This window comes from Thermodesulfobacteriota bacterium, assembly GCA_040756475.1.
In the GTDB taxonomy this organism is placed as follows: Bacteria; Desulfobacterota; Deferrisomatia; order Deferrisomatales; family JACRMM01; genus JBFLZB01.
The window spans coordinates 1-11,282 of record JBFLZB010000147.1 but is presented as its reverse complement, the minus strand read 5'-3'; the positions used below and the strand labels follow the sequence as shown (position 1 = coordinate 11,282).

Annotated in this window: 10 protein-coding genes and 1 pseudogene; 6 read left to right on the top strand and 5 right to left on the bottom strand. The window is 72.4% G+C overall.

Going from position 1 to position 11,282, the window contains the following annotated elements; all coding sequences use genetic code 11:
* The 5 genes from AB1578_17465 to AB1578_17445 form a co-directional block, all read right to left on the bottom strand.
* The coding region (locus AB1578_17465) for a hypothetical protein (protein MEW6489684.1) at nt 1-1,126 on the bottom strand (1,126 nt) is incomplete at its 3' end.
* Nucleotides 1,127-1,442: 316 nt separating this feature from the next.
* Complete coding sequence (locus AB1578_17460; protein MEW6489683.1) at nt 1,443-2,192, bottom strand: hypothetical protein; 750 nt, start codon at nt 2,190-2,192, stop codon at nt 1,443-1,445.
* Between the two features lie 162 nt (nt 2,193-2,354).
* Nucleotides 2,355-2,990, bottom strand: coding sequence for a hypothetical protein (locus tag AB1578_17455; protein MEW6489682.1), 636 nt, complete (start codon nt 2,988-2,990; stop codon nt 2,355-2,357).
* A gap of 2 nt (nt 2,991-2,992) precedes the next feature.
* Entirely contained in the window at nt 2,993-5,137 is a 2,145-nt protein-coding gene (locus tag AB1578_17450; GenBank protein MEW6489681.1) for an ethylbenzene dehydrogenase-related protein, read from the bottom strand.
* 59 nt (nt 5,138-5,196) lie between these two features.
* Nucleotides 5,197-5,823 carry a DUF4388 domain-containing protein gene (locus AB1578_17445; protein ID MEW6489680.1) on the bottom strand — a complete coding sequence of 209 codons (627 nt, stop codon included), beginning with the start codon at nt 5,821-5,823 and terminating at the stop codon, nt 5,197-5,199.
* A 335-nt stretch (nt 5,824-6,158) separates the two neighbouring features.
* Between AB1578_17445 and yihA the strand changes: the two are divergent.
* From yihA to AB1578_17415, 6 genes and pseudogenes are all read left to right on the top strand, one after another.
* Nucleotides 6,159-6,725, top strand: a pseudogene (gene yihA / locus AB1578_17440) (ribosome biogenesis GTP-binding protein YihA/YsxC).
* Between the two features lie 21 nt (nt 6,726-6,746).
* Complete coding sequence (gene cmk / locus AB1578_17435) at nt 6,747-7,457, top strand: (d)CMP kinase (protein MEW6489679.1); 711 nt, start codon at nt 6,747-6,749, stop codon at nt 7,455-7,457.
* Between the two features lie 171 nt (nt 7,458-7,628).
* A complete protein-coding gene (locus tag AB1578_17430) occupies nt 7,629-8,549 on the top strand; it encodes an ethylbenzene dehydrogenase-related protein (protein ID MEW6489678.1) in 921 nt (306 codons plus the stop codon).
* 2 nt (nt 8,550-8,551) lie between these two features.
* Nucleotides 8,552-9,280 carry a carboxypeptidase-like regulatory domain-containing protein gene (locus tag AB1578_17425; protein ID MEW6489677.1) on the top strand — a complete coding sequence of 243 codons (729 nt, stop codon included), beginning with the start codon at nt 8,552-8,554 and terminating at the stop codon, nt 9,278-9,280.
* A 155-nt stretch (nt 9,281-9,435) separates the two neighbouring features.
* Nucleotides 9,436-10,356: a HEAT repeat domain-containing protein gene (locus AB1578_17420; GenBank protein ID MEW6489676.1), complete on the top strand. Its 921-nt coding sequence runs from the start codon at nt 9,436-9,438 to the stop codon at nt 10,354-10,356.
* A partial coding sequence (locus tag AB1578_17415) for a 4Fe-4S binding protein (protein ID MEW6489675.1) occupies nt 10,353-11,282 on the top strand: 930 nt, incomplete at its 3' end. The genes AB1578_17420 and AB1578_17415, both read left to right, overlap by 4 nt.

Sequence of the window (11,282 nt, the reverse complement as noted above, 5' to 3'; positions counted from 1 at the left end):
CCTTGGGAATCTGCACCCGCACCATCGCCACGTTGGGCTCCACCCCCGCCCCGTGGGGCTCGTGGCAGTCGTTGCACCCGGCTACGGCGCCGGAGCCGCCGTGGAGCTTTCCCGTGTACGCGCTGTGGCAGGTCAGGCAGATCGAGTAGGCCCGGTCGTAGGGCGGCTGCTGCCGAATGGCGCTCTGCACCGAGGTGTTCTCGGCGTACTTGAAGCGAAGGGGGTTGGTGCCCGGCGCGGAGTGCGAGAAGGCATGTGGCACGCCCTCCGCGTGGCAGCCCGTGCAGCCCAGCGACCCGCTAGCGATGGTGCCCTGGCCGTGGCCCTTGAGGGCGTAGGCGCCCCCGCCGGGGCCGTCGTCCTGGACGTGGCAGAACCCGCACTTCTCCGGGGTGACCCGCGTCGCCAGGGGGTCGCCGGGCTCGTTGGAGGTGGTCCCGTCGGTGCGAAGGGTGATCAGCGAGGTGTTCTGGTAGCTGTTGTGGGTGCCGTGGCACTGGGTGCACGCCGTGGGCACGGCTCCCCCCGCCAGGGTCGTCCTGGCCACGCCGTGAGCCGGCCGGGCCGCCAACGTGCCGTACGCGTTGGGGACCGTGCCCCCGTGGCAGGCGGCGTTGTTGCAGGTGTGCGCGGAGAGGTCGTAGCCGGTCGCGAGCCACCCCACGAGGGTGGCGTGGACGTCGATCCGGGCCCCGCCGCTGGCGTCGGAGTTGTGGACCCGGGCATTTCCCGCCCCGTCGGACACCACGCCCACGTCGATGCCGGTGTGACAGTCCCGGCAGTCGAAAAGCGAGGTCTGGTCGCCGAAGCCGCTGCGCAGATCGGCCCCGTGCTTGGACGTGGACGAGGCGCCGAAGTGGTCCCACACCCCCTTCATCCGGTCCCGGTTCACCACCGAGGGGGTGGCGTTCCGGTCGTGGCAGAAGAGGCAGGGGGCCTGGGGGTTGGACTCGGAGATCCCCAGGGCCACGGTGCGGTCGGACTTCTTGAGCAGGTGGGTGCCCACCACCATCTTGGACCTGGAGACCGCGTGGCAGTCGTAGCAGATCGCCCCGGGGGGATAATGGGTGGCCGCCTGGGCGCCCCCTGCACCAGCCCCCAGGGCTGCCCCTACCATGAACGCCAATCCAGCCGCCCAGCCCAGCCGTGGATGCGGATGCACTCTGCCCGACATCGCTCCCTCTCTTGTCGCTTGAAAATGCAATCTCTCCACCGGCACGCAGGCCTTCGTACGCGGACCCTTCCCGACGGCGCGGAGCACGGAGTGGGTGCGCGCCGCACGCGACGAAACACTATATTGCCAAAGTAATTCACTGTTACAAGGAAACGGGAAGAAGGCGAGCACGAATCTGCGCCGATGCCTGACCGAGTCGTCGAGCGGTGACACCGCCGCGGGGGATCCGCAACGCCTCAGGCGGTCTGCGGCCGGGCCTGCCCGTTGCTCAGTGCGGCCGGAAGGGGCCTTCCTGGTGGGGGAGGCCGGCCCGGTCGAGGAGGGCCTGGGCGGTGTGGAGGGCGAAGAGGGTGAGGGCGTGGACGCCGGCGAGCGCGTCCTCCCGGAGCACGGGATAGAGGGCTCCCGCGTGTTCGGTGGCGATTGCGTCGAGGGCCCGGACCGCCGCCTCCAGGGAGAGGGGCGCGGGGGGCGTGAGGGAGAGCTCCCGGATCTCCTCGGGGTCGGGGCGGGCCCCGGGGGCCGAGACACCCAGCGCGTCGAGATAGGGATCGGTGGCGTTGAGGATGGCGGTCCACCCCTGGGGGGGGCGAAGCCCCTGGAGGATCTCCCGGAAACGGGCCTGGACGGCAAAGCTCCTTCGGCGGGCGGGAGCGTCGAAGGGGTCGTAGGGGTCCGACGGGTTCCAGTAGGGGCGCAGGAGGAGCACCGGCGGCGACGGGATCCAGAAACCCTGGAGGTAGGAACGGTAGGGGGTGCTTCCCCAGGCCTCCGCGGTGCGGGCCGGGTGGGCTTCGAGGCCCGCCATGAAGAACTCGGCGGTGTCCGGGTTCCAGAAGAGGCGGCGCACCCCGTGGGAGGGCGCCCGGGGCTCCCACGCAGGGGGGAAGACCGCCCCCACCTCGTAGGCCTCGAAGACTGCCGCGGGGACGGCCAGGAGAACTTCGTCCCCCTGTGCCACCTCGTAACGGCCCCTCTTCTGCTCGATGACGACAGTGTCGAACCGGCGCGGTTCCACCCCTAGGAATCCTCCAGGACCAGAGGTCTTGAACGACGCATCAAGCTCTTCCCTAGCGTCACGGTGGGTCCGCTGCGCTTGACCCATCCCACGGTTCGCCGTGGGTTCGAGCTGACGGCTGACCGCCGAGGCCACACCTTGGCGGTCTGAGGCGGGGCCTCGTTAGAATCCCAGGATCACGTCCTCGAACTGCTTCCACCAGTGGCGCAGGGCGAGCACGGCCAGGATGCTTACGGCGAACACCCCCACGGCCACCCAGGTGGCGGCGGTGGCGATGCGGTCGGCCGCCACGCTGCGGCGGTGGATCTCTGCCTGGGCAGCCTCCGCCAGCCGGGTAGCCCGGTCCTCCACCGCGTTTCCGAGCTCGATGGCCGTGGCGCTGTACTCCTGGAGCCGGGACCAGTCGCGGGAGCCCTCGGCCGTCCGGGGCATGAGCTCCAGAACCTTCCGGTACCGTTCCGCCGACTGCTCGATGACGTCGAGCTCCCGGCCCGCCTCGGGCGAAGCACTGGCCCGGGCAGCCTTGACGTGGGTCGTGAGGGCGGTCAGGTGGGAGAGGGCCGCGGAGGTGTCGTCGGAGAACTCGGCCAGGTAGCGGAAGAGGTCCCGCTGGGCGGCCAGGATGTCGTGCCGGATCGAAGCCGTGGCCGATGCCAGGGGCTCGGCCTCGGCAGCGACGACGCGGACCGAGCGCGAGATCAGCACGCTGCCGGCGAGCGCCGCCAGGTCCACGGCGATCAGGAGCAGCACGAGGACGCGAAACCACCACTGGATCTGTACGGCAGCCGGTCTTGCCACGTTTACCTCCCGCGCAGTTCGAAGTGGATCAAGCCGCTGGACAGGTGCTTGCCCTTGTCACTCTTGTCGTACACCGCGAAGGCCGCAAACAGGGGCTGGCCCACGGCGAACGCGACGTCGTCGCCGCGGCCGGTGTCGAGCGCCCTGGAGAGCTCCACGGTCCAGCCCCCCCCGTCTCCCTTCGCCGTCCAGCTCCCACGCGCCCGGACGTCGCTGCGGCTCCCCCGGGGCTCCTGGGGGCGGTAGCTCGCCACCAGGTTTCCCTGGAACTCGACGGGGATGAAGAAGAACCACCCAGGTGCGCCCTCGTCGGGCTCTTGCTTCACCCAGACCTGCCCGCTGCCTCCCCGCGTGGCGTAGGGGTTGGACTGGGGAATCCGGCCGCGGCTCACCCGCAGGCGGCCGTCGTCGGCGTGGCCGGAGATCTCGGACCAGTGAGCCCGCCACAGCCAGGTATCGGCGTCGTGCTCGTCCCCCTGGAGCATGCAGGGGTCGGAGGGCGGGGTGCGGTACCAGGCCACCGCCAGGGCGTCGTCCAACTCGGCGCTCTGGTGGTAGGTGCGTTGGGCGGTGTCCCAGCGCCAGGGGCGGTAGAGGGTGTCCTGGGACGGGTCGCTCCACTGGGCCAGGAGGTACAGGCGCGCGCCGTCGTGGACGGCCCGGAGCCGCAGGGTGTTGATGGCCGTTCCGTCCGTCACCGGGAAGTCGATGGCCTCGGCCTGTCGCCAGGCCGGGTCGTCCCCGCGGCCGTCGACCGCGGGGGGCTGGGCCACCCGCGGGGCGGCCAGCACCGGAACGCCCTGGGATCTGCCGCTCTCGGGGCGAAGCGGCGGGGCCTGCACCCTGCGCACGCCCTCCAGGGCGGACCGGGCCTGCGCGGCCTGGGGGGCCTGGGGCCACCGGGCCAGGAACCCCTCGAAGGCCTCGGTCGTTCCCGCCGCCCGGGCGCTCTCCCACTCGGCTCCTAACGCCCGGGCCCTGGCTTCCTCGGCGAGGCGGCGCGCTTCCGGGGCGTGGCGTCCCTTGGGGCGGGCCTTCAGATAGGCCTCCACCCCCTCCAGGGAGCCGCGGGCGGCCTCGAAGTCCTTCTCGTCGACCTGGATGGCCGCCAGTTGCTTGCGCGCCTCCGCGGCCTCGGGGCCGTCGGGGAAGACCGTGAGAAAGATGCGGTAGGAGTCTGCCGTGTCGAGCCTTCGGGCTTCGCTGTAGGCGTCGCGCCTGCGCTTGTCGGCGGCATGGCGGGCCTGGTTCTCCGCAGCGGCGCGTCGGCGCTCCTCCTCCACGGCCCGCAGCCGCGCCTGCACTTCCTGGAGCCGGGGGGAGGCGGGAAAGTGCTCCAGGAAGGCCTGGTAGCCCTCGGCATCGTTGCGCTGGAGCGCCGTCCGGTAGGCTGCCTCTTCCCGCAGCGACGCCGCGCGTTCCCGGGCCTCGGCGGCCTGGGCAGACTCGGGGTAGCGCTCGAGGAAGCGGGTCCAGGCCTGGAGGCTATCCTGCGCCCGTGCCTCGCGCAAGGCGGCCTCCTCTTCCTCGGCCCGGGGGCCGGTACCCGGGGGCACCCCGCTCGGGGAGGCGGAGGAGGACTCGCGGACGACCACGGTGCCGGGGCTCGGAAGAGACGACCCGCGCGTCTGCGCCCCCGGAACGGCCACCTCGCTCTCGGCACCGGGGGGGGGCGGGTCGGGCCGGGGGGGCGTGGCCGTGCGCCGGGTGCGCTCGGAAGGCGGGGCGGCTGGGGCCGGGGCGGCCGCAGGCGCCGGGGGCGGGTCGGGGACCGGAGCCGGTGCAGGCGCCGTGGACAGGGGTCCCGTGTAGCGCAGCCGGACGCGAAGGTTGTCGCCTTGGAGCACGATGCCGGCGGCTTCCGTGTTCGGATCGGCCGCCGCCAGGCCGGTCAGGGTCTCATCGAGACGCACCCCCATGGAGAGCCGGTAGTAGTCGTGCTTGTTTCCGAGCAGGCGCAGGTCGAACCGGTCCGGGCCCCGGCGCACTCCGACGAGAACCGTGACGTCGTCGCCGCTGCGCACCAGGTCGAAGGACACCAGTTCGGGGTTGGCCGCCAGCACGCCCTTGCGGATGTCGTCGACCTTCCGGTTCAGGGAGTCGGATGCGATCTGATAGGCCTCGTCCTTGGTGAGGGAAAGCTCCACGGGCACGCCTCCGGCTGCGGCGGCGCCTGCGAAGGCCAGGAGCGCGGCGAGGAGGAGCGTCAGCCGGAAGAGGGGCCGGAGAGGAGTTCTCGGATCTCCCGGCCGATCGGGCCGGAGGCGCCGGTGTCGATGAAGACGTGCACATACTTCTCCACCCGGTCGGCCAGTTCGAGAAGGTCCTCGGGGGTGTCTCCGCATTGGTCTACCGCCTGAAGCAGGCGCTTCGCTCCGCGGCCAAAGCGCTCCTTGAGCAGTTCCCGGATCTCGTTCTTGACGTCTTGCGGGTTCCGGGGAGGGGGCTCCTCGAAACCGAACCAGTCCGCGCCCTCGGGTGCGATGCCCTGCTTCCACTCGGGTTCGCCCTCTGCTTCCTCCCGCCGGGACTCGTCCAGGAGCCGGGCCGCCTCCATCACCAGGTTGGTCGGGTCCATGGCAATGGTGCGCGCCGGGGAAGGCACGTTGGTCTGGAACCGGAATTCCCCGTGGGGAACCCGAAACAGGGAAAAGACCGCTTTCTCTCCCTCGGCCCCGGGGAACTCGGCGTGGATGACGTTGCCCTCCTCGAAGAAGAGGGCGGCCCCGCCGCCGGCGCACACCACCCGCAACACCCCGGTCTTCCGGCCGAAGCCGACCAACTGGATGATGTCCGGCAGGCTGAAGTCCTTCAGGTTGCCCCGGAGCTCCACAGGCGTTTCCTTCCCCCTGGTGTTTCGTCACCGTACAGATCGGATGGGACGCACGAAAGGATGAGCCGGCGAATCGCATTTTGGCGAACCCGCCGAGATCCGGCGCAGCACCGCGCCGGGAAGGGGTACGGCCGCCCCTTCGTCGGACACCGCTGCAGACAGGAAACCCTGCGCTTCTCCTTCCCCGTGTGGCCCGGCACGGGAGGAGCCCGGGGGCTCCGGCAGGAAGTTGGGTATTGTTTCGGCAGGCTCCCTGCCCTGTCAAGAATGAAGTTGAAAATTCAAGGTCTTGGCCCTACCCTGAACCCCCGTTTTCCCTTGCGAGGAGGCCCCCCATGGGGACGCGGCCCATTCGCGCCACCAGCTCCCGTTTTCTGCTGAGCGCGCCCCGCTGGGAGGATGCCCAGGCCGTTTCCTGGCCCCAGGTGGCGGTGGCGGGCCGCTCCAACGTGGGCAAGTCCTCTCTGGTGAACTTTCTGCTTGGCCGGCGCAGCCTGGCGCGCACCTCGTCCACCCCCGGCCGGACGCAGGCCTTGAACTTCTTCCTGGTGGACGAGCGCTTCGTCCTCGTGGACCTGCCGGGCTATGGGTACGCCCGGGCGCCGCCGGCCGCCGTGCGCACCTGGAACACCCGCACGCGGGAGTACGTGGAGCGGGCGGCGGCATTGCGGGCCGTTGTGCTCCTGCTCGACATCCGCCGGGACCCGTCGGCCCAGGATCGGACCTTTGCCCGCTGGGTCCGCGAGGCGGGACGCCCCCTGATCCCCACGGTGACGAAGGCCGACAAGGTCTCGCGGGGCCGCAGGGCCGATCGCCTGCGGGCGATTGGTGCGGGTCTGGGGGTCGCGCCGGGGCAATTGCTCGTGACGTCGTCCCGCACGGGGGAGGGGCGCCGGGAGCTCTGGGAGAGGGTCTCCGAGCGGGTGGCGCCGGTCGCCCCTCGGCTGCCCGTGGTGGCCATCGACGGCCCCTCCGGTGCCGGAAAGAGCACCGTGGCCCGGCTCCTGGCCGAGCGCCTGGGATGGAACCACGTGGACACGGGGGCCATGTACCGGAGCATCGGCCTCAAGGCCGACCGCGTCGGGGTGGCGTTGGACGACGACGAGGGGTTGGAGCGCCTGTGCCGGGACACCACCCTCGACGTTCGCCGCGGGGCCGACGGCGAGGCCCGGGTGCTCCTGGACGGGGAGGACGTGACCGAGGCCATCCGCGAGCACCGGGTGAGCGGCCTGGCCTCGAGGGTCTCGGCCCGGCGCCCCGTGCGCGAGGCGATGGTCCGTTACCAGCGGCAGCTCGGAGAGTCGGCTCCGGCGGTGTTGGAGGGCCGCGACATCGGTACCGTGGTGTTCCCGGATGCCCTGCTCAAGGTCTTTCTCACCGCGGCGGACGAGGAGCGGGCGCGCCGCCGCACGGCCGAGCTGGCCAGCCGGGGGCAGGAGGCGCGCTACGAGGACGTGCTGGCCGACATCCGTGCCCGGGACTGCCAGGATTCCTCCCGGGAACACGCCCCCTTGCGGCCTGCCGACGACGCCCGCGTCGTCGACACCACGGGGCTCCCCGTCGCCCGCGTGGTGGAGGAGCTGGCGGAGTTGGTGCGGGGGGCCCTGGGGGGGGTTCCCGGTGCCGCTTCGTAACCGGCCGGATTTCTGCGGGTAACAGGCCCCGTGCCCACTCGACCCTCCTCGCGACCCCCAGCCTCTCTCCCTTCCCGGAGCCTGCCCGCGTCCCGCCTGAGGCGGCTGGGCGCCGGGGCTGCCGTCGGCGCGGTGCTGTGCCTGCTGGGCTGCGGAGCCCCCCAGGACGGGGTGTACTCCCTGCCACTCGCGCAGGAGCCGACCGAAGCGGACTGGTCGGCGGCCGTGCCGCTTCGGATGCAGGCTGTGGGCGGGCGCACGAGCCGCCGCGGTTTGGGGGACGTGGACGGGGACGCTGTGCACAAGGCCACCGCCTCGTGCCACCACGGTACCCAGGTCTCGCCGGTGCCCGTGGAGGTTCGCGCGTATCATACCGGAGAGAAGCTCTTCCTTCGCTTCGTGTGGGCGGATCCCACCCCCGACCTCGGACCCTCCTGGGAGTGGGACGGGGCCGGGTGGCGGGCAGGAGGCTTCGCCCAGGACGGTCTCGGCGTGCTCTGGGGCGAGAGCCCCGGGGCGTTTTCCTGCGCCCGGACCTGCCACCTGGAGGACTGGCGGATGGCGGGGCCTCGCGCCATCGCCGACTACCGCATGGCGGCCCCGGCGGGGGAGCCGCCCCTGGACTTCTGGATCTGGCGGCCAGGCCGGGGGACGCCCGAGGGCCTCGCGGAGGACGGCCGCCTGGGACCGGCGGGGTGGGAAGGGGACGGTCCCGGGGAGCTCTTCGGCCCCAACTCGGTGCGGGCGGCCTCGGGGAAGCCCGACGCCTTCGGGCCGGGGGATCGGCCTTGGGAGGCGCCGCCTCCCGAGCCGGGGGCCCGGGCGCCGGGGCACCGTCTGGTGAACCCCGCCCTCGGGCGCCTGGAGGTGGAGTCTACGGCCCACCGGCGCCGAGGGGCCTGGGTGCTCACCCTCTCCCGCGGGTTCACCGGCTCCGACCCCGGAGACGTGGGCTTCGCGCCCGGCACGGAGGTGGTTTTCGGTCTTGCCGTTCTGGACGGCGTGGAGAAGGATCACGTGGCGGTTCCGGTGCCCATCCGGCTCGTGCTCGTCGACCCGCCGGCCCTCGTGGGGCGGCGGCAGGGAGAGTGACCATGCAGCGTGTGCTCACCTTCGGTCTGTTACTCCTCGTCGCGGCCTGCGGGTCTCCTTCCGGGAGGGAGGGGGAGCTCACGGCCGTAGCGGGGTCGGTCTACCGCCCCGCAGAGGGGGCGGTGGTCGACCTCTACCGGCCGGGCGATGATCTGCGCGGGCCGCCCTTTACCCAGCTCGGTCCCCTGGCGGCCGACGGGAGCTTCTCCATCGACTTGCCCCCGGGGGAGTACGTGCTGGTGGCCCGCCACCGGCAGAGCGGGGACGAGACCGGCCCGGTTCGGGACGGCGACCTCAAGGCGGACCCGATGAGGGTGCGGGTGGAAGCGGGGAAACCGCTCCAGGTGAGCCTGCTGGCCTACGTGAAACAGGGCAATCCCAAGGAGTCCCTGGGAGAGGATGCCCCGTGGAAGACCGGGATCTCGGGCCGCATCCTGGACCCGGAGGGCAAGCCCCTGGCCGGCCTGAGGGTCCACGTGTACGATCACGTGCAGATGTCGGAGCGGCCCAAGTTCGTCTCTGCCAAGACCGGCCCCGACGGCCGCTACGCCCTGGCCCTGCCCGAGGGGGGAACCTACTACGTCTGTGCTCGGGACAAGTACGGAGGCCCACCCAAGGTGGGCGACCTGTACGGCCGCTACGACCGGGGCACCGTGGATCCGTCGGCCGTCATCGTTCCGGAAGGGGCGATGGTGGCAGGGGTGGATATCACGGTGCACACGGTGTGGTGAGGGGGGGCGCGTTGTGCGTTGCACGTTGCGCGTTGCACGTTGTCCGTGGCAGGTGGCAGGTGGCACGCCGGGCGTCTTCCGAGGCGCCCGTCACCCGTCACCCGTCACCCGTCACCGGAACCATGCCCTGTGGGGCGCGGCGTGAGGGGGGCCTCGTGAAGGTAGTGTCGGCTCTGGTCCTGGCGACGGGGCTGCTCCTGTCGGCGTGCGGGGTGCCGTCGACGCCTTCGGTGGGCGATCTCCAGGGGAGGGCGGCGGGGGGCGACGCAGGGGCGGCGCGGGAGCTGGTGGGGCTCCTGGGGCGGGAAGCCCCGGCGGAAATCCGGGCCGAGGCGTACCGCGCGCTCTTGGAAGTCGGCGCCTCCCATGCCGACCGCCTACGAGAGGCCTGCCGCGATCCCGACCCCGTCCGAAGAGAGCACGCTCTGGCGCTGGCTGCCAACCTGCGCCTCGAGGGCGCCTTCGCCGAGGCGGTGCGCGCGCTGGAGGACGCCGCGTTTCCCCGCCGCTACGTGGCCGCGTGGGCCCTGGGGGAGCTCGGGGACACCGCGGCGGTGGGGCCGCTGGTGCGGGCCTTGACGCGGGAGTCGGGTGAGGTTGCCAAGGCCGTCGCCCGGGCGCTGGTGCGCCTCGGGCCCGAGGCCGTGGGGCCGGTCCTCCCGGTGGTGCCCTCCCTGGGTTCGGAAGGGCGGGGCTATGCAGTGCGGGCCCTGGGCGAGCTTCGCGACCCCCGGGCGCTGCCCGTGCTCCTCGCCCTGCTTGCCGATCCTGCCGACCCTTCGGGACGGGCCGACGCCGCCTGGGCCCTGGGGCAGCTCGGCGACCCCCGCGGGGGGGAGGCCCTGGTGCCGGTCCTGGGCGACCCGGACTGGCGGGCGCGCCTGGAGGCGAGTCGTGCCGTGGGGCTTCTGGAGGCCCGGGAGGCAGAGGGATCTCTGGAGCAGTTGCGCCGCGCGGACCCGCATCCCGCGGTTCGGGAGTGGGCGGCGCGCACTCTGGCGATCTGGCGGGGAATGCCCCAGACCTACCCCGACGCTCGGGGGGAGTGGGTCCTGCCCGACGAGCTGTACCGATGAGGCGGAGGGCGCCAGGCCCCGGCGAGGGCGGGGGCGTAGACCTGTTTCGGGCCCGGATCATCGGCCCTCTCCTGCGTGGCCCGGGGCCCCAGCGGGTGCTCCAGTGGGTCTTCCTGCTCGGCTACGTGGGGCTCGTCGCCCTGGGGTTCGGGAGAGTTGGGATCCCCGGGGTGCCCGAGCTCCACCCCCTCATGTACACCCACGCGACGACGCTCCTCTTCTGGGTGCTGTGGTTCATGGGGCTCGTGCTCCTGGTCCCGATCCTGGGGCGAGCCTGGTGCGCGGTGTGTCCCCTGGGGTTCGCTACCGACGCGGTGGGGCGCCGGGGGCTCGGGCTCCAATGGCCCCGATGGGTGGCTTCCGGGGCGGGCACGGTGGTCCTGCTGGGGGCGGGGGTGGCGGCCGTGGTGGGGTGGGAGGTGCACAAGAGCCCCCACCGTACGGCCCTCGTGGTGGCCGGCATCGGGCTTCTGGCGCTGGCGGCGGCGGCGGTCTTCCGGCGAAGTGCCTTTTGCCGGGGCCTGTGCCCCGTGGGTTCGGTGCTCCACCTCTACAGCCGCCACGCGCCGCTCGCGGTGCGGACCCTGGACCCCCGAGCGTGCGCGTCCTGCGGCGACCGCTCCTGCACGAGCCCCCAGTCCCAGTGGCGGCGCTGGGACGCCGGGCACCTGGTGGTGCAGCACAAGGTCTACGCGTCCGGGTGCCCCGTGGCCCTCTATCCCCCGGACATGGATCAAGGGGCGTGCCTCCTGTGCCTGCGGTGCGTGCGCCGCTGCTCCCAGGGCAACCTGGGCGTGTTCTGGGGGCGCCGCCCCCCGCGCCGCCCCCTGGACGCCTCCCGCACGGCCGCGCTCGTGCTCCTCCTGGGGCTCGTGGCGGTCGCCCTCCTGCGGACCTGGCCCGATGCCTGGCGGCTCCTGAGCCCC

Bases quoted from the DNA above. Each gene is read 5' to 3' on its own strand.
- AB1578_17425 (MEW6489677.1), top strand. From the start codon at position 8,552: ATGCAGCGTGTGCTCACCTTCGGTCTGTTACTCCTCGTCGCGGCCTGC.